Source organism: Massilia sp. WG5, assembly GCF_001412595.2.
Classification (GTDB): Bacteria; Pseudomonadota; Gammaproteobacteria; order Burkholderiales; family Burkholderiaceae_D; genus Telluria.
Genome location: NZ_CP012640.2, coordinates 5,811,905 through 5,830,384, shown reverse-complemented (window position 1 = coordinate 5,830,384; position 18,480 = coordinate 5,811,905). Strand labels below are relative to the sequence as shown.

General features: G+C 68.9%; 15 protein-coding genes. 9 read left to right on the top strand and 6 right to left on the bottom strand.

Annotation, left to right across the window (positions count from 1 at the left end):
* Positions 1–155: 155 nt before the first annotated feature.
* The 5 genes from AM586_RS26055 to AM586_RS26035 all read left to right on the top strand — a co-directional run bounded on the left by AM586_RS26055 (position 156) and on the right by AM586_RS26035 (position 5,965).
* On the top strand, positions 156–1,259 hold the full coding sequence (locus AM586_RS26055; RefSeq protein ID WP_047822524.1) for a sensor histidine kinase: 1,104 nt from the start codon (positions 156–158) through the stop codon (positions 1,257–1,259).
* Entirely contained in the window at positions 1,256–2,062 is an 807-nt protein-coding gene (locus tag AM586_RS26050) for a LytTR family DNA-binding domain-containing protein (RefSeq protein ID WP_047822522.1), read from the top strand. Before AM586_RS26055 ends, AM586_RS26050 begins: the two co-directional genes overlap by 4 nt.
* A 142-nt stretch (positions 2,063–2,204) precedes the next feature.
* Positions 2,205–3,770, top strand: coding sequence for a methyl-accepting chemotaxis protein (locus AM586_RS26045; protein ID WP_047822519.1), 1,566 nt, complete (start codon positions 2,205–2,207; stop codon positions 3,768–3,770).
* A 61-nt stretch (positions 3,771–3,831) separates the two neighbouring features.
* Positions 3,832–5,178, top strand: a complete 1,347-nt coding sequence (locus AM586_RS26040; RefSeq protein ID WP_047822517.1) for a nodulation protein NfeD — start codon at positions 3,832–3,834, stop codon at positions 5,176–5,178.
* 10 nt (positions 5,179–5,188) lie between these two features.
* Complete coding sequence (locus tag AM586_RS26035; RefSeq protein WP_047822515.1) at positions 5,189–5,965, top strand: slipin family protein; 777 nt, start codon at positions 5,189–5,191, stop codon at positions 5,963–5,965.
* Position 5,966: 1 nt separating this feature from the next.
* Here AM586_RS26035 and AM586_RS26030 read toward each other — a convergent pair whose 3' ends face one another.
* From AM586_RS26030 to AM586_RS26020, 3 genes are read right to left on the bottom strand one after another with little or no spacing between them, the layout of a single operon-like run.
* Entirely contained in the window at positions 5,967–6,353 is a 387-nt protein-coding gene (locus AM586_RS26030) for a VOC family protein (RefSeq protein ID WP_047822512.1), read from the bottom strand.
* Positions 6,350–7,582 (bottom strand): cation:dicarboxylate symporter family transporter, encoded by a 1,233-nt coding sequence (locus AM586_RS26025; RefSeq protein ID WP_047822510.1) that lies wholly within the window; start codon positions 7,580–7,582, stop codon positions 6,350–6,352. The genes AM586_RS26030 and AM586_RS26025 overlap by 4 nt, the downstream gene beginning before the upstream one ends.
* Before the next feature lie 9 nt (positions 7,583–7,591).
* Positions 7,592–8,503 carry a LysR family transcriptional regulator gene (locus tag AM586_RS26020; RefSeq protein ID WP_047822508.1) on the bottom strand — a complete coding sequence of 304 codons (912 nt, stop codon included), beginning with the start codon at positions 8,501–8,503 and terminating at the stop codon, positions 7,592–7,594.
* Between the two features lie 112 nt (positions 8,504–8,615).
* Here AM586_RS26020 and AM586_RS26015 point away from each other — a divergent pair, with 112 nt between their 5' ends.
* Together AM586_RS26015 and AM586_RS26010 are read left to right on the top strand one after the other, a co-directional pair.
* On the top strand, positions 8,616–9,953 hold the full coding sequence (locus AM586_RS26015; RefSeq protein WP_052233309.1) for a hypothetical protein: 1,338 nt from the start codon (positions 8,616–8,618) through the stop codon (positions 9,951–9,953).
* Positions 9,954–9,989: 36 nt separating this feature from the next.
* On the top strand, positions 9,990–11,042 hold the full coding sequence (locus tag AM586_RS26010; RefSeq protein ID WP_047822506.1) for a porin: 1,053 nt from the start codon (positions 9,990–9,992) through the stop codon (positions 11,040–11,042).
* 2 nt (positions 11,043–11,044) lie between these two features.
* Here AM586_RS26010 and AM586_RS26005 read toward each other — a convergent pair whose 3' ends face one another.
* On the bottom strand, positions 11,045–14,572 hold the full coding sequence (locus AM586_RS26005; RefSeq protein ID WP_052233308.1) for an indolepyruvate ferredoxin oxidoreductase family protein: 3,528 nt from the start codon (positions 14,570–14,572) through the stop codon (positions 11,045–11,047).
* Positions 14,573–14,688: 116 nt separating this feature from the next.
* Between AM586_RS26005 and AM586_RS26000 the strand changes: the two genes are divergently transcribed.
* A complete protein-coding gene (locus AM586_RS26000) occupies positions 14,689–15,156 on the top strand; it encodes an Lrp/AsnC family transcriptional regulator (protein WP_047822502.1) in 468 nt (155 codons plus the stop codon).
* Positions 15,157–15,235: 79 nt separating this feature from the next.
* On the opposite strand, the gene AM586_RS25995 is transcribed toward AM586_RS26000, so the two are convergent.
* Together AM586_RS25995 and AM586_RS25990 are read right to left on the bottom strand one after the other, a co-directional pair.
* The gene (locus tag AM586_RS25995) at positions 15,236–16,420 is read right to left on the bottom strand and encodes an MFS transporter (RefSeq protein WP_047822500.1); all 1,185 of its coding nucleotides are present in this window, start codon (positions 16,418–16,420) and stop codon (positions 15,236–15,238) included.
* A gap of 5 nt (positions 16,421–16,425) precedes the next feature.
* Positions 16,426–17,799, bottom strand: a complete 1,374-nt coding sequence (locus AM586_RS25990) for an MFS transporter (RefSeq protein ID WP_197416379.1) — start codon at positions 17,797–17,799, stop codon at positions 16,426–16,428.
* A 170-nt stretch (positions 17,800–17,969) separates the two neighbouring features.
* Here AM586_RS25990 and AM586_RS25985 point away from each other — a divergent pair, with 170 nt between their 5' ends.
* Positions 17,970–18,464, top strand: coding sequence for a MarR family winged helix-turn-helix transcriptional regulator (locus AM586_RS25985; protein ID WP_047822496.1), 495 nt, complete (start codon positions 17,970–17,972; stop codon positions 18,462–18,464).
* Positions 18,465–18,480: the final 16 nt, after the last annotated feature.

The following is an 18,480-nucleotide window of genomic DNA, read 5'->3' as shown; positions in this document are numbered from 1 at the left end:
TGATGAGTTCAGCGCATTATCGGGCATGCGGGCGCATGGCTTCGCTCCGCTGGAACCCCGTTTCGCGCCATCCCGTCGCGGCTTCGTCGCATTCCATCTTGCCCCCGCAGCCCCGGCTCGGCACAATATCCGCATTGTTGGCAGAAAGGCAAAGCATGTCCACCCTGAGCGATTCCCTTCCCGTCCGCGCCACCGTGCCGGAAAAGCTGCGCCGCCTCCTGCGGGACATGCGCCTGGCCGCGGTCTACAGCGCCCTGGCCGGGGTCCTGATCACGCTGGTCGAAGGCAAGCCGCAGATCCTGGCGAGCCAGATCGTGTTCTCGCTCTGCATCGGCCTGGTGGCGATCGTGATCGTCGACGGCGCCCGCCTGGTGTTCTGGGACGATCCCCGGCGGCAACGCCATATGTTGCCGGCGCTGATCGCCCTGGTCGTGGCGACGGCGCCGGTGGCCCACTACTGCGGCATCGCGATGGGCAGCCTGCTGCTCGGCGAACACCGGCCCAGCCTGGCCGAGTACCCCTCGCAGCGGCAGCTGAGCATGATCCTGTTCTCGATGCTGTGCATCGGCGCGTTCTCGCTGCTGATCGTGAGCCGCGAGCGGGTCGAGCGCATCAAGATCGAACGCAGCGAAGCGCGGGCGCGCGCCGAGACCGTCGAGCGCCAGGCCCTGCAGGCCCAGCTGCGCCTGCTGCAGGCCCAGATCGAGCCGCACATGCTGTTCAACACCCTGGCCAACCTGCAGGGCCTGATCGCGATCGACCCGGAGCGCGCCGGCAGGATGCTCGACCAGCTGATCCAGTATCTGCGCGCCACCCTGAGCGTGTCGCGCATGGAAACCACCACGCTGGCGCAGGAATTTTCCGCGCTGGACGCCTACCTCGGACTGATGTCGGTGCGGATGGGCGCGCGCCTGGCCTACCGCTGCAGCCTGCCGGACGGGCTGGGCGCGGCGCGCCTGCCGACCATGCTGCTGCAGCCCATCGTCGAGAATGCGATCGTGCACGGCCTCGAACCGAAGGTCGAGGGCGGCACGGTGACGATCGTTGCGGCCCGCCACGGCGAGCTGCTGGAGATCACGGTGCAGGATACCGGCCTGGGACTGGACGGCGCGCCCACCCGCCAGGGCGGCGGCGTCGGTCTGGCCACCACCCGCGAGCGCCTGCAGGTGCTGTACGGCGCCCGCGCCAGCCTGGAATTATCCGCGGCCGCGCCGCATGGCGCGCTCGCCCGTCTCGTCCTTCCCCTGGAGTTCCAATGAACGCACACCAACCCATCCGCGCCCTGATCGCCGAAGACGAACCGATCCTCGCCGCCGTCCTCGCCGCATCGCTGCAACGCCTGTGGCCGGGGCTGGAGGTGGTCGGCACCGCGCCGAACGGCCTGGCGGCGGTCGAGCAGGCGCTGGCGCTGCGTCCCGATGTCCTCTTCCTCGACATCAAGATGCCCGGCCAGACCGGCCTGGAAGCGGCCGAGGAACTGGCCGAGCGCTGGGATGGCGCGCAGCCCTTCCCCGAGGTCGTGTTCGTCACCGCCTACGACGACTACGCGCTGAAGGCCTTCGAGCAGGCCGCCGCCGACTACGTGCTGAAACCGGTCAGCGACGAGCGCCTGCGCCGCACCGTCGAGCGCCTGCGCGCACGCCTGCAAACGCGCGTCCAGGCCGGCGACGAGGATGGCGGCATCGCCCGCCTGGTCGAGCAGATGCGCGCCCTGCTGCCGCAGGCTTCGGCGCCGGAGCGCCTGAGCACGATCCGCGCCGCGGTCGGCAATATGGTGCGCATGATCCCGGTGCAGGAGGTGGTGTATTTCCAGGCGCTGGACAAGTACGTCAACGTCGCCACGCTCGAGGGCGACGCCCTGATCCGCCTGCCGCTCAAGGAATTGATGGCGCAGCTCGACCCGGCCCGGTTCTGCCAGGTCAGCCGCAGCAGCATCGTCAACATGAAGTACGTGGCCAGCGCCAGCCGCGACGAGATGGGCAAGCTGAGCCTGGCGCTGCGCGGGCGCACGGACCGGCTGAAGGTGAGCCCGCTGTTCGCGCACCTGTTCAGGCAGATGTGATCGTTGTATTTATGCACCAACTTGTTCGTATATTTACAGCTTAAGGAAATCTTCCTCGCATAGATTGCGAATTGGAAATTACATTAGAGGAGATCAGCAAGAATCGCCCAACCCTCGTGAAAACTTGACACTGCGCTAGAACATGGTCCTCGACAAATTCCGCATCGGCACCCGCCTTGGCATCACCTTCGCCACGCTTCTCATCCTGATGGCCGTGATGCTGGGCAGCACCCTCTGGCAACTCGATCGTATCGCCGAAGGCAAGGCCACGATGGCGGTCACCAGTCTCAAGGCACGGCTCGCCAAGGACTGGCTGGCGGGGATCGCCTCGAATGGCGTACGCACCCTGGCAAGGATAAAGAGCGCCGACCCGGAGGACGAGCGGCGCTATGACAGCGAGATGAAGACGGTCAGCGCCGGCCTGTCGGCGCTGCAGAAGAAGCTGGAATCGCTGGTCGGGAGCGAGAAAGGCAAGCAACTGCTCGCCCAGGTTGCCGAGCGGCGCAAGGAATACACCACGATCCGCGACGAAGCGTTCAAGCGCAAGGCCGCACACGGGGCGGATGACGCCGGGCTCAAGACCTGGGTCGCCGCCACCCTCGTTCCGGCCATGAATAACTACGTGGGCGCGGTGGAGGCCGTGAGCGCGCACCAGGAAGAACTCTTCGATGCGGCGAGCGCGCGGATCGACGCCCTGCACGACGATGCCCGCCGCGTCCTGATCGCCATCGGCCTCCTCGCCATGCTCTGCGGCGGCGCCTTCGGCATCGTCCTTGCGCGCGGCATCACGCGCCCGCTGGCCGGCGCCGTCCGGGTGGCGCGGCAGGTGGCCTCGGGCGACCTGACCGCCGACTTCGAGGTGCGCTCGCGCGACGAAGTCGGCGAGCTGCTCGCGGCATTGAAGACCATGAACGCCAGTCTGCTGCGCACCGTGAGCGAAGTCCGGACCGGCGCCGAGGCCATCGTCAGCGCTTCGCAGCAGATCGCCTTCGGCAACCTCGACCTCTCGGCCCGAACCGAGCAGCAGGCAGGCTCCCTGGAGGAGACCGCCTCGTCGATGGAAGAATTGACCAGCACCGTACGCCAGAATGCCGACAGCGCGCACCAGGCCAATACGCTGGCGCTGTCGGCCTCCGAGATCGCCACGCGCGGCGGCGCCGTCGTGGCGCGCGTGGTCTCGACGATGGCCTCGATCAATGCGTCGTCGCGCCAGATCGGCGAGATCATCGGCGTCATCGACGGCATTGCATTCCAGACCAATATCCTTGCCCTGAACGCCGCCGTCGAGGCCGCGCGCGCGGGCGAGCAGGGCCGCGGCTTCGCCGTCGTCGCCGCCGAAGTGCGCAGCCTGGCCCAGCGCTCGGCCGGCGCCGCGAAGGAAATCCGCGCCCTCATCGCCGACTCGGTGGCGCAGGTCGACGCCGGCGGCCACCTGGTCGACGAGGCCGGCGCGACCATGCAGGACATCGTGCAGGGCATCGCGCGCGTCACCGAGATCATGTCGGAAATCGCCGCCGCCAGCGCCGAGCAGACCCAGGGGATCGAGCAGGTGAACGCGGCCATCGGCCAGATGGACGGGGTCACCCAGCAGAACGCCGCCCTGGTCGAGCAGGCGGCCGCCGCGGCCGCTTCGCTGCAGGACCAGGCGGCGGCGCTCGCGCGGCTGGTGCATACCTTCCGGATCGACAAGGGTGCCGGACAGCGGTAAGATAAGCCGGGCAAGCAGCAATCCTTCGGTCGGCTGCTGAGGTCTCGTTGGAGACAGAACCATGGTTCGGCGAATGCATATCCTGGCCTGCGCGGCATTATGCCTGCTGGCCCTGGTGTTGCGGCCTGCCGCCCACGGCGCCGCAGCCGTCGGCCTCCTGACCATCGACGGCGTGATCGGGCCGGCGAATGCCGACTACGTCGTGCACGGCCTCGCCCGCTCCGCCAGGCTCGAGCACCAGCTGGTGATCCTGAAAATGGACACGCCGGGCGGCCTCGACACCGCGATGCGCGAAATCATCAAGGCGATCCTGAGCTCGCCGGTGCCGGTGGTGGCCTATGTCGCGCCCAGCGGCGCCCGCGCCGCCAGCGCCGGCACCTACATCCTGTACGCAAGCCACATCGCGGCGATGGCGCCCGGCACCAACCTCGGCGCCGCCACGCCGGTCGCGATCGGCATCGGGCAGGCGCCGCCCGCGCAGTCCGACCCGAAGAAGAAGCCGGACGATGAGTCCACCCTCGCGCACAAGCAGGTCAACGACGCCGCGGCTTACCTGCGCGGCCTGGCGCAGATGCGCGGACGCAATGCCGCCTGGGCCGAGCGCGCGGTGCGCGAAGCGGTCAGCCTGACTGCCGAGGAAGCCCTGACGCAGAAGGTCATCGAGCTCGTCGCGCCGGACGTGCCGGCCCTGCTGGCCCAGCTCGACGGCCGGACGCTGACCGTCCTCGGCCAGGCCAGGCGCCTCGAGACGAAAGGGGTGCTGCCGGTCGAATTCGCGCCCGGCTGGCGCACCCGGCTGCTGGAGACCATCACCCATCCCAGCGTCGCCCTGCTGATGATGACCATCGGGATCTACGGCCTGGTCTTCGAATTCATGAACCCGGGCTTCGTGGCGCCCGGCGTGGTCGGGGCGATCTGCCTGCTGCTCGCGCTCTACGCCCTGCAACTGCTGCCGGTGAATTATGCGGGCCTGGCGCTGGTGCTGCTGGGCCTGATGCTGATGGTGGCCGAGGCCTTCCTGCCCAGCTTCGGCGTGGTCGGCTTCGGCGGCGTGGTCGCCTTCGTCGCGGGCGCGCTGATGCTGGTCGATACCGAGGTGCCCGGTTTCGGCATCCCGGTGGGACTGATCGGCGCGCTCGGCCTGGCCAGCGCCCTGCTGCTGGCCGGCACCGCCCGCCTCGCCCTGTCCAGCCGCCGGCGACCGCTGGCCAGCGGCGACGCCACGCTGATCGGCGCCACCGCCCGCGTCGAGACGGTCGCGCCGGACGGCGGCTTTGATGCCTGGATCCGCATCGAGGGCGAGCTGTGGCAGGCCGCCTGCGCCCTGCCCCTGAGCCGCGCGCAAACGGTCAGGGTCGTGGCGCGCAAGGGCTTGACCCTGGAGGTCGTTCCGGTCGATACGTCATAGGGAGACGCTCATGTTCAACGTCGGCATCGGCTTCGCCGCACTCGTCATCCTGCTGTTCCCGCTGCTGGCCTCGGCGATCCGGGTGCTGCGCGAGTACGAGCGCGGGGTCGTGTTCCAGCTCGGGCGCTTCTGGGGCGTGAAGGGCCCCGGCCTGATCATCCTGATTCCCCTGTTCCAGCAGATGGTGCGCGTCGACCTGCGCACCGTCGTGCTCGACGTGCCGACCCAGGACGTGATTTCGCGCGACAACGTCTCGGTGAAGATGAACGCGGTGATCTACTTCCGCGTGGTCGATCCGGAAAAGGCCATCATCCAGGTGGCGAACTTCATGGAAGCGACCAGCCAGCTGGCCCAGACCACCCTGCGTTCGGTGCTGGGCAAGCACGAGCTCGACGAGATGCTGGCCGAGCGCGAGCGCCTGAACCTGGACATCCAGCAGGTGCTGGACGCCCAGACCGACGCCTGGGGCATCAAGGTGTCGAACGTCGAGATCAAGCACATCGACCTCGACGAGTCGATGGTGCGCGCCATCGCCCGCCAGGCCGAGGCCGAGCGCGAACGGCGGGCAAAGGTGATCCACGCCGAGGGCGAGCTGCAGGCCTCGGAAAAGCTGCAGCAGGCCGCCGCCGTGCTGTCCCGGCAGAAGGGCGCGATGCAGCTGCGCTACATGCAGACCCTGAGCACGATCGCCGGCGACAAGTCCTCGACGATCGTGTTTCCCTTGCCGATCGAGCTGCTGGCCGGGGCAAGGGGTGGCGAAGGGAGCGAAGGGAGCGAAGGCGGCTGAATCAGGCCGGCGCGAGGTAGGCCGAGATCTCGACCAGGTTCAGGTCGGGATCCCGCAGGTACACCGATTCGATCGGCCCGCGCGCGCCCGTGCGGCGCACCGGCCCCTCGACGATGGCGACGCCCTTTTCCCGCAGCCGCGCGATCACCTGTGGCAGCGGGATGCTGGCGATGAAGCACAGGTCGAGGGAACCGGGCACCGGCAGGTGGGCCTTCGGCTCGAATTCCCGGCCCTTCACATGCAGGTTGATCTTCTGGCTGCCGAACACGAAGGCCTTGCGGTTGGCGCCGAAGATTTCCAGCTTCATCCCGAGCAGGTCGACATAGAAAGCGATGCAGGCCGCCTCGTCGGCGGTGGTCAGCACGATGTGGTCGATGTGGTCGATCATGGTCTTCCTTTTGCGCTCAGGATGGGGCCTTCACTGTACACGCTGTTCGCGAGCGCCGCACGGTCCAGGCTCCCCTCCCACGCCGCCACCGCCACGCAGGCCACGCCATGGCCGATCACATTGGTCAGCAATCGGCATTTCATGGTCCGGTCGACCGCGAACAGGATCGCCACCATCTCCGGCGGCGCCACGTGCAGCAGCGCCACCGTCGCCGCCAGGGTGGCGATGCCGGACCCGGCCACCCCGACCGCACCCTTGCTGCTGACCAGGGCCACGCCGAGCATGACGGCCAGCTCGCGCCAGCCCAGCTGCACCTGCGCGGCCTGGGCCAGGAACACCAGCGCCAGCGCGATGTACAGGTAGGTGCCGGCCAGGTTCAGCGAATACGAGAACGGCAGCACCATGCCGGTGACCGCGCGCGGGCAGCCGAGGCGCTCCAGCTTTTCGCTGAGCGGCGCGAGGCCCGCCAGCGAGGAACTCGTGAAGAAGACCAGGTAGAGTTCGGCCCGCACATAGGCCAGGAAGCGCAGCAGCGGCAGTCCGGCCAGGCGCGCTGCGCCGCCCAGCACCAGCGCGACGAACAGCAGGCTCGCCAGGTTGACCGCGGCGATGAACTTCAGCAGCGGCCACAGCGACACCAGGCCGTGGCGCCCGACCGTGTACGCCATCGCGGCGAAGGCGGCCAGGGGCGCCAGCCGCAGCACCAGCTTGACCGCGGCGAACAGCCCCGCGCGGCAGCGATCGAGCAGGACCAGGGCGCCCGGGTTGCGAAGGCGCCCGAACAGCAGCCCGACCGGCAGCGCCGCGGCCAGCAGGAACAGGTTATTCGCGCGCAGCGGCGGCAGCGGATCCACCCAGTCCAGCATCCCGTGTGGCGGCGGCAGCGGCGGGCCCGCGCCTGCGTCTGCGCCGAACGATGCGCCGATGCCCGGTTCGAAGACCCAGCCCGCGGCCAGTCCCGCCAGCATCGACAGCAGGGACATGGCCGCGAAGTACAGCAGGGCGTGGACGCCGATGCGCCCCAGTTCGCGGTCGCGCCCGAGCGCCGCGGCGCTGGCCGCCAGCATGCAGAACACCAGCGGGTAAGTGAGCCAGCCGAGCAGGTGGATGAAGGCTTCGCCGAGGGGCTTCATCTGTACCGCGAGCAGCGGCGCGAACCACCCCAGCGCCAGCCCGGCAAGGACCGGCAGCGCCAGCGGCAGGAAGGGAGAGCGGCAGAACCGACGCACGCCTGGCCCTTACGCCGGCGCCTTGCGCGCCAGTTCGATGAAATGGCGCAGGGTGGGCCGCTGGCTGTCGTCGCGCCAGGCCAGCGTCAAAGGCGCGGCCAGCGCCGGCGGTGCATCCTGGATCGCGCAATAGACCACGTTCTCGCCATGGAAGCCCTGCATCGAAGCCGGCACCGCCGAGACCCCGGCGCCGGCCGCCACCAGGCTGATATTCGTGAGCATGCGCTCGACTTCGATCGCCACGTTCGGCACGAAGCCGGCCTGCACGCAAGCCTCGACCAAGTTGGCGTACATGCCGGGCGCGCCGTTGCGCCGCACCAGGATGAAGCGTTCGTCGCGCAGGGCCGCCAGCGGCACCGCCGGACGGCGCCGGCTGCGCTCGCGCGGCAGCGCCGGATGGCCGACCGGCAGCACCAGCAGCAGTTCTTCCTCGAGCAGGCGTTCGAAGGACAGGCCGTCGGGACGGCTGACGGGCCGGCGCAGGAAGGCGACGTCCAGCTTGTCCTGCACCAGGGCGTCGGTCAGTTCGGCCGCATTCCCTTCGCGGAATTCGAGCACGACCTCGGGCCAGGCGTCGCGATAGGCGCGCATGACCTGCGGGATGAAGGGATGGGCGGCGGCCGAACTGGTGAAGCCGACCGACAGCCGGCCGACCGTGCCGCTGCTGGCGCGCGCGGCGCGCGCCACGGCGGCGTCCACGTTCTCGAGGATGGCGCGCGCCTCCTGCAGGAAGGTTTCGCCGCCGGCGGTGAGCGCGGCGCCCTTCGGATGGCGGCGGAACAGTTCGAAGCCGAGCTCCTGCTCCAGGGCGCGGATCTGCTGGCTCAGGGGCGGCTGCTGCATGCCCAGGCGTTCGGCGGCGCGGGTGAAATGGCCTTCCTCGGCCACCACCACGAAATAACGCAGGTGTCTCAGCTCCATGCGGTCTCGATATGTTTTAAGTCTTGAATATTGCTTTTCGAGATATTTTACATTGAAGAAAGCCGGGGGTAGCATCTGTCGCAGATTACCTACAACAAGATCGGAGACGAGCATGTCCCTTCCCTACCGCGCCACCGCCATGGCGCTCGCCCTTGCCGGTTTTTCCGCGACGCTGCCCGCCGGCGCGCAAACCCTGGCTGCCTGCCCCGCCGGCCTCGACGAGGTGGCGCGCTGCTACCGGGGCGCCGACGCCAACGGCGCCAACTACTGGATCGCGATCCCGAACCACTGGAACAAGACCCTGGTCGTGCACGCCCACGGCGGCCCGCGCATGTCGCATGCGACCAACGACAACAATGTCGAAGACCTGGAGCGCTTCGCCGTCACGGTGAAACAGGGCTTCGCCTGGGCCGGATCGAGCTACCGCCGCCCCGGCTACGGCGTGCTGATGGCGGCCGAGGACACCGAGAATCTGCGCAAGCTGTTCATCCAGCGCTTCGGCCAGCCGGCGCGCACGATCATGCACGGCCAGTCCTGGGGCGGCAACGTCGCCGCCAAGGCCATCGAGCTGTACCAGCGCGCGCCGGACGGCAAGCGCAACTACGATGGCGCCGTGCTCACCAATGGCATGCTGGCCGGCGGCACCCTGAACTACCTGCACCGCGCCGACCTGCGCGCCGTCTACCAGTACTACTGCAAGAACCACCCGCGCCCGGACGAGCCGCAGTATCCGCTGTGGATGGGACTGCCGGCCGACTCCACCATGAGCACCAAGGACCTGGCGGCGCGCGTCGACGAATGCACGGGCCTGAAGCATCCGGCAGCGCAGCGCAGCCCCGAACAGCAGCAGCGCCTGGCCAACATCCTGGGCGTGATCCCGGTGCCCGAACGCACCCTGCAATCGCACATGAACTGGGCCACCTTCACCTTCCGCGACCTGGTCCAGCGCGTCGGCGGCAATCCCTTCGACAACCGCCACGTGGTCTACCGCGGCTCGAGCGACGACGCGGCCCTGAACCGCGGCGTGCAGCGCTTCGACGCCGACCCGGCCGCGGTCGCGCGCCTGGCGGAGGATTCGAACCTGAGCGGCAAGATCGAGATCCCGGTGCTGACCATGCACGCGATCGACGACCCGACCGCGCTGATCGAGTACGAGGCCGAATACCGCGGCAAGGTCGCCGCCGCCGGCCGCCAGGACAAGCTGCAGCAGACCTTCACCACCGAGCATGAGCACAGCAAGCTGGCCGACGCCGAGTACGCCGCCCTGTTCGACAGCCTGATGGCCTGGATCGACACCGGCAGCAAGCCTGCGGTCAGCGACGTCGCCAAGGCCTGCGCGACGGAAGAAGCACGCTTCGGCGGCGGCTGCCATTACGACGCGTCCTTCCAGCCCAAGCCGCTGTTCACGCGCGTCGCGCCGCGCGCGCCCGACGCCGCACCGGCAAAGTAAACGCACCTAAAACATAACGACAACCCGGAGACATCAATGAAGACCACCCTGATGGCGGCCGCCCTGGCCGCCCTGTCCCTGCACGCCCATGCCCAGTCCTCGGCGGTTACCATCTACGGCTCGATCGACGGCGGCCTGCGCCACGAAACCAACGTCGACCCGGAAGGCAACAGCGACACGACCATGAGCTCGAACGGCACCTTCCGCTCGAACCGCCTGGGCTTCCGCGGCAGCGAAAACATCGGCGGCCACAACAAGGTCAACTTCGTGCTGGAGCTGGGATTCAATTCCGGCACCGGCGCCCTGAACAACACGAACAACGTGATCTTCCAGCGCGAGGCCCACGTCGGCATGTCCGGCGACTGGGGCGCGCTCGACGTCGGCCGCAACTATACGCTGGCCTACCGCACCATCCTGGCCTTCGACCCGTTCAAGTACCGTTATCCGAGCATCACCTACGCGCTGTCCTCGACCAACGGCACCCGCAAGGACAACGACGTCCAGTACACCGGCAAGTTCGGCGACTGGACAGCGCGCGCCGAGTACGCGCTGGGCGAAGTGGCCGGCGACAGCGACTTCGGCACCACCAAGGCAGTCGGCATGAACTACGCGGCGCACGGCCTGAAGCTCGGCGCCAGCTACTCGATCGCCAAGCAGAACGTCGGCACCACCGCCGCGCCGAACTACCGCGACTACAAGCACTACGCCTTCGGCGCGGCCTACGACTTCGGCGCGACCACGGTGTCGGCCGGCCACGTCAGGCAGGAGCAGGAAAGCACGGCGCGCCCCGCCACCTCGGCCTGGGACTGGATCGGCGCCAGCCACCAGATCACCGAGCGCTTCGACCTGACCGCGGCCGTGTACCGCAACACCGCCTACAACTTCAAGGCCAGTGCGGCCGCGGCGGTCGGCGACGCCCGCAAGACGCTCTACATGGCGGGCGTGACCTACCTGCTGTCGAAGCGCACCACGCTGTACGCGGAGCTCGACCGCGCACACCTGGACGGCGGCTATGCGAGCGGCGGTACCAGCAAGCTGAACCAGACCCGCCAGAACGGCATGGCGGCGGGCATGATGCACGTGTTCTGATCTCAGGCCCGGCGTTTCAGCTCCAGCACCTGCTCGCCGCGGTATTGCGCGAGCAGCGCCGGCCACTGCGCCTCCAGCCTGTCCATGGCCGCCTGCTTGATGTGGCCATAGCCGCGCACCTGGTCCGGCAGGGCCGCCAGCCTGAGCGCCGCGTCCTTGTTGTCGGCGCGCAGGCCGGCGGCGAGCTCATGGACGAAGGCCAGGTAGCGGTCGCGCAGCGCGCGCTCGCCCTTGCGTTCGCGCGTGTGCCCGAAGGGATCCAGGGGCGTGCCGCGCAGGCCCTTGAAGCGGGCCAGGACGCCGAACACCGGCATCATCCAGCCGCCCAGCGCCAGCTTGGCCGGCACCTCGGAACCCGGCTTCTTGCGGGCCAGCAGCGGCGGCGCCAGGTGGAAGCCCAGCTTGTAGTCGCCGTCGAACTGGGACGCGATCCGGGCGCGGAAGGCCGGGTCGGCATGCAGGCGCGCCACTTCGTATTCATCCTTGTAGGCCATCACCTTGAACAGGTTGCGGGCCACCGCCTTGCTCACCTGGCGGCGCGAGCCCTCGCCTTCGAGTTCGCGTTCGCGCCGTTCGACCGCGGCCACCGCTTGCGCGTACCGCTGCGCATAGGCGGCATCCTGGTAGCGGGTCAGCCAGTCGACGCGGAAGGCGACCAGCTCTTCCAGCGACTTCGGCGTGGCGAACTGGATCACCTGCGCCGGCTGCGCCATGCGTTCGAGCGCAGTAGGGTCCGCGGCCAGCAGGCGGCCCAGCGTGAAGGCACGCTTGTTCATGTCGACCGCCACGCCATTCAGTTCGATCGCCCGCATCAAGGCCGCCAGGCCGACCGGCACCAGTCCCTGTTGCCAGGCATAGCCCATCAGCAGGACATTGCTGCCAACCGGGTCGCCGAGCACGCGCGAGGCGGTGTCCTGGGCATTCAGGCGCAGCAGGTTCTCGCTTCCCGCGGCGGCGCCCAGCCTGGCGAGCAGGCCTTCGCGGTCGACCCGGGCGTCGCGGTCGCGGGTGAAGTCGGCGGTCGGGATCTCGTGTTCGTTGGCGACGATCCTGGTATGCCCGTGCTCGATGACGGCCAGGCCGTCCGGCATGGCCGCCACCACCAGGTCGCAGGCGAACACCGCGTCGGCCTGGCGCAGGTCGATGCGGACCTGGTGCAGGCGTGCGGGCGAGGACGCCACCCGCACGTGCGACAGCACCGCCCCGCCCTTCTGCGCGAAGCCCATGAAGTCGAGCGTCGACGCGCCCTTGCCTTCCAGGTGCGCCGCCATCGTGATCAGGGCGCCCACCGTGACCACGCCGGTGCCGCCGACGCCGGCCACCAGGATCTCGAACGGTGTCGCCAGCGCCGGCGCGGTCGGCAGCGGAAAGGCTTCGAGCGCGCGTTCGAGGTCGGCCAGCGACAGCTTCTGGCCGGCCGGCTTGCGCAGGGTGCCGCCCAGGACCGACACGAAGCTCGGGCAGAAGCCCTCGACGCAGGAGTAGTCCTTGTTGCAGGACGACTGCTCGATCTGGCGCTTGCGGCCCAGCTCGGTCTCCAGCGGCAGGATCGACAGGCAGTTCGACTGCACGCTGCAATCGCCGCAGCCTTCGCAGACGGCCGGGTTGATCACCATGCGCCGGGCCGGATCCGGAAAGGCCTTCTTCTTCCTGCGGCGGCGCTTTTCGGCGGCGCAGGTCTGGTCGTAGACCAGCACCGTCACGCCCGGGATCTCGCGCAGCCGGCGCTGGATCACATCGAGCTCGCTGCGGTGATGCACGGTCACGCCTTCCGGCAGCGTCACGCCCGCGTAGTTGTCCGGGTAGTCGGTGACCACGACCGCCTTCTTCACGCCTTCGCTGGTCACCTGCTGCAGGATCTGCGGCACCGACAGGGTGCCGTCCACCGGCTGGCCGCCGGTCATCGCCACCGCGTCGTTGTACAGGATCTTGTAGGTGATGTTGGCGCCGGCGGCGACGCTCTGGCGGATCGCCAGCGAGCCCGAATGATAGAAGGTGCCGTCGCCGAGGTTCTGGAAGATGTGCTTCTCGCCGACGAAGCGCGAGGTGGCGGCCCAGCTCACGCCCTCGCCGCCCATCTGCGACAGGTAATAGGTGTCGCGCTGCATCCAGGTCGCCATGAAGTGGCAGCCGATGCCGGCCAGCGCGCGGCTGCCCTCGGGAACGCGGGTCGAGGTGTTGTGCGGGCAGCCGGAGCAGAAGTACGGCGTGCGCCTGGCGCCGTCCGCGCCGTCCGGGGGCAGTTCGGCGGCGCAGAAAGCGGGGAGGAAACGGTGCAGGTCCAGCGCCGGGAAGCGGCTTCCCAGGCACTCGGTCAGCCAGCGAGCCAGGACCGGTGCGATGCGCGAAGGACGCAGCTCGCCCAGGCTTGACAGCAGCGGCGCCCCCTCGCGGTCGGTCTTGCCGATCACGCCAGGCCGCTGCGCCGGCGCCAGGTTATAGAACAGGTTCTTTACCTGCTGCTCGATCACCGGGCCTTTTTCTTCGACCACCAGGATCTCGTCCAGGCCCTCGGCGAAGCTCGCCAGGCGGGTCGCTTCCAGCGGATAGGTCAGGCCCGGCTTGTACAGGCGCACGCCGAGTTCGGCCAGCCGCTCGAGCGGCAGCTCCATGCGCTCCAGCGCTTCGACCAGGTCGAGGTAAGCCTTGCCGGCGCCGATGATGCCGATGCGGGCGCCGGGGGCCGGCACGACCAGGCGGTCGATCGGGTTCGCGCGCGCGAAGGCCTGCACCGCGGCCAGCTTGGCGGCCACGCGCTGCTCCAGCGCCAGGCCGGGCAGGTCCGGCCAGCGGTTGTGCAGGCCATCCGGCGGCGGCGTGTAGTCGGTGGGCTCCACGAACGCCGGCATCGGCGGCAGCTCGACCACCGCCCCGCCTTCCACCGTTTCCGAGATCGCCTTGAAGCCGCACCAGGCGCCCGTGAAGCGCGACAGGGCCCAGCCGTACAGGCCGAATTCGAGGTATTCCTGGATGTTCGACGGGTTCAGCACCGGCATGCCCCAGGCGATCAGCGCCTGCTCGCTCTGGTGCGGCATCGACGAGGACACGCAGCCGTGGTCGTCGCCGAGGATGGCCAGCACGCCGCCGTGCGGCGAGGACCCGTACACGTGGCCGTGCTTGAGGGCGTCGCCGGCGCGGTCGACGCCCGGCCCTTTGCCGTACCACATCGCGAACACGCCGGCCACCTTGCGGGTCGGATTGGCCTCGACCTGCTGCGAGCCCATGACGGCCGTCGCGCCCAGCTCCTCGTTGATCGCCGGGAGGAATTCGATCTGGCGTTCCTGCAGCAGCGCCTTGGCGCGCCACAGCTCCTGGTCCACCGCGCCGAGCGGCGAACCGCGGTAGCCGCTGACGAAGCCGGCGGTCTGCAGGCCGTTCGCTTCGTCGAGCTGCTTCTGCATGCACAGCAGGCGGACCAGCGCCTGGGTGCCGGTCAGGAAGACCCGGCCCCGGGGACGGGTCAGGTTGTCGTCGAGTGCGTAGTCGGGGTCTGCCAGCCCGACCGGCGCGGGGAGCGTCATGTCGTTCATTTTTTATCGTGTGTAAATGATGAGACAGGATAGGCCGCGCGCTGCGAAAGATTTTTTCTATCTTTGCAATTCCCCGCGCTAGAATCGAAAGAACTTGTCTACTTTTCCCCTGAAAGATGAAAAACCATTCGATTGACGCCGCATCCATGAAAATCCTTGCCGAACTGCAGAAGGACGGCAGGATTTCGTCGAACGAGCTGGCCGAAAAGATCGGCATGTCGGCCAGCCCCTGCTGGCGGCGCCAGAAGGAGCTGGAAGACAAGGGCGTCATCCTGCGCTACACCGCCCTGCTCGACCGCCGCAAGCTGGGCTTGTCCGTGGTCTGCCTGCTGCACGTGTCGCTGCTGCGGCATGCCGAAGGGGTGGTCGAACAGTTCGAGCAGGCGATGCGGATCCGGCCGGAAGTCGTCGAATGCTACGAGACCACCGGCACCTCCGACTACCTCGTCAAGGTCGTGGTGGCGGACATGGATGCCTATCACGACTTCCTGCACAACGTGCTGGTGAAGCTGAACGGGGTCTCGCAGGTGAATACCAGCGTGGCGCTGCGGGAGGTAAAGTACGAGACCGCGCTGCCGCTTTGAGCCCCTAACAAAACCGTCATGGCTGCGTTGCAGCGCCTCGCCCTGAAGGTTTTGTTAAGCGCTCGAGGCACGGCGCGGCTCAGTGCTGCGTGGCGGCGCCCACCTGCACCGCCCGTCCGGCGCGCCAGCCGTTGAAGCCGGCGAGCGCGCCGAGCACGGCGAACAGCAGGGCGCACCAGCCGAAACCGCCGGTCTGCCCGCGGATCAGCCCCACCACCAGCGGCCCGCTTGCGGCCAGCAGATAGCCGACGCACTGCGCCATGCTGGACAACTGCGCGGCCACCTGGGGGTCGCCCGAGCGCAGCACGATGACGGTCATGGCCGCCGCGATCAGCCCGCCCTGGCCGACGCCCTGCAGCGCCGCCCACAGCCAGACCATGGACAGCGGCGCGAACAGCAGGCCGATCAGCGCGACCACCGCGATCACGCACAGGGCCAGGTTGATGAGGCGCTGGTCCCTGCCGCGCACGGCGATGTGCGGCACCGCCAGGCAGGACATGGCCTGGACCATCACCGACATCGAGACCACGCTGCCGGCCAGGACCGGGTCGAGGCCGCGCTCGCGCAGGATCGGGACCAGCCAGCCGAAGACGCTGTAGGCCAGCGCGGACTGGAAGCCCATGAACAGCGTGACGTTCCAGGCGAGCCGGTCGCGCCACAATGCCTTGACATGGGCGCCGCTGCCGCTCGGGCGCTGCGCCGCGTGGCCGAGTTGCGGCAGCCAGACCAGGGCCACGGCCGCCGCCGGCAGCGCCCAGGCGGCCAGCGCGCCGTGGATCGAACCGCCCAGCAGGCGTTCGATGGGCAGCGTCAGGCCGGCGGCGCCGGCGGCCCCGCCGCACAGCGCCATGGTGTACAGCCCCGTCATCAGCGCGCTCCGGCGCGGAAAATCGCGCTTCACGAGGCCAGGCAGCAGCACGTTGCCGACGGCGATGCTGGCGCCGGCCAGAGCGGTGCCCAGGAACAGGGCGGGAAGCAGCGCCAGTCCGCGCAGCGCGATGCCGGCGGCCAGCAGCAGGAGCACGCCCAGCATGGTCTTTTCGGCGCCGAAGCGCCGCGCCAGCCGCGGCGCCAGCGGCGAGAACAGCCCGAGGCACACGACCGGAAGCGTGGTCAGCACGCCCGCGCCCACGGACGAGAGCTGGAATTCGCTTTTCAGTTCCGGCAGCAGGACCGAGGCGCTGGAAAACAGCGGGCGCAGGTTGAAGGCGATCAGCACCAGGCTGGCGCCCAGGAAGATGCTCGCGGCCCGGCCCCGGCCCATGCCGCTCAATGCGCGGCGCCGGCCGTGGCGCGGTCCGCGGCGGCTCCGCCTTCCGGCGCATCCAGCTCGCCCCAGTGCTTGACCAGCAGCGCCAGCGTGGCCAGGACGCCCGCCACCGCGATCGTCGCGAAGATGCCCTCGAAGCCGACCTGGCGGCGCGACAGTTCGGCCACCAGGAAGGAACCGGCCACGCCGCCGAAGCGGCCCACGCCCATCATCCAGGCGACGCCGGTCGCCCTGCCCTGGGTCGGGTAGAACGAGGCCGCCAGCGCCGGCAGCGAGGACTGCGCGGTGTTCATCAGGGTGCCGGCGAGGAACACCACCGACATCAGCAGGCCCACGCTGCCGGCCGACAGGCCGATCGCATAGATGCTGACCGCGCTCAGGCTGAAGCACAGCGCGATCACGCGGTTCGGACTGAAGCGGTCCATCAGCCAGCCCAGGAAGACCGCGCCGACGCCGCCGAGCGGGAACAGCGAGGCCGCCAGCGTGGCGGTGCGAGCATCGAGCCCGGCTTCCTTGAACAGGATCGGCATCCAGTTGATGAGCGAGTAGAAGATCACGAGGCCCATGAAGTAGGCCAGCCAGATCATCACGGTGCCGACCACGAAGCGGCGCGACAGGATCACCCGCAGGCCGGTGCTCTGCACGGGGACGGCGCCGGCTTTTTCGCGCATGCAGAACGCCGGCGCCTGCGCGGCCGTGGCCGAGATGCGCCCGAGCGCGGCGCGGATGCGCGCGGCCGGCAGCTTGTTGGCGACCATGTAGCGCACCGACTCCGGCAGCCAGGCCAGCATCAGCAGCGCCAGCAGCACGGGCGTCGCGCCGCCCAGCAGCAGCACGCTGCGCCAGCCCCAGTGCGGGATCATCCACGCGGCTAGGAAACCGCCCAGGGCGGCGCCCAGCGGAAAGCCGCAGAACATCGCGTTGGTGAGCGTGGCGCGGCGCTGGTCCGGGCAGTATTCGCTCATCAGGGTGACGGCGTTCGGCATCGCGGCGCCCAGGCCCAGGCCGGTCACGAAGCGCAGGATGGTGAGCTGGGTCAGGTCGGCCGCGAACGCCGACCAGGTGCAGGCCGCGCCGAACAGCGCCACCGCCGTCACCAGCACTTTCCGGCGGCCGAAGCGGTCGGCGCAGGGGCCGGCGACCAGGCCGCCGGCGGCCAGCCCGAACAGCGCCGCGCTGAGCAGCGGGGCCAGCGCCGCCTTGCTCAGCCCCCATTCCTTGAGCAGCGAAGGCGCGATGAAGCCGATCGCGGCGGTATCGAAACCGTCCAGCAGCACGATCAGGAAGCAGATCGCGAAGATGCCCCACTGGAAGGGGGACAAACGGTGCTGGTTGAGGAAGTCCTGGACGTCGACGGCGTTGGCGCCGTCCACGGCGCGGCCAGTTGCGGGCGCCTGTTGCTGCATGATCTGTCTCCTTGCTCCCGCGCGGCGGACGGCCTGCGCGGAGATGCCGATATTATGAATAATGGTTATAATTTATAACGATATGCCGGATTCGGCAAGCGCTGCGCTGCCTGCAACCACGATTCGATCGGAAGGCCATGACCACGACAAGAAAACAGGCCGCGTTCGCCGCCGCCGTACAGGAAGCAGCCGAGCAGCCGCTGCAGCAGGAGCTGCTCCTGTCGCTGATCGGCTACAACTGCAAGCGGGCCTATCTCGCCATCATGCCGCTGTTCGCGCAGCGCATGGCGCAGTACGAGCTGCGCACGGTGGACTTTTCCGTGCTGAGCCTCCTGCACGCCAATCCGAACATCGCCCAGAAACGCCTGGCGCAGGCGCTCGGCATCTCGCCGCCCAACCTGGCGCCCCTGCTCGACCGGCTGGAAGAGCGCGGACTGGTGGTCCGCCAGCGCAATCCGCTGGACAAGCGCTCGCAGGCCGTGGCGCTCACGACGGCCGGGACCCGGCTATGCGCCCGGGCCGAGAAGACCGCGAGCGAACTGGAACACGATGCGACGGCGATGCTGAGCGAGGCGGAGCGCGCCCAGCTCCTGGGCCTGCTGCAGAAGATCTTCCTGCCAATAAGCACCTGAGGAGAGCTCCGCTCTT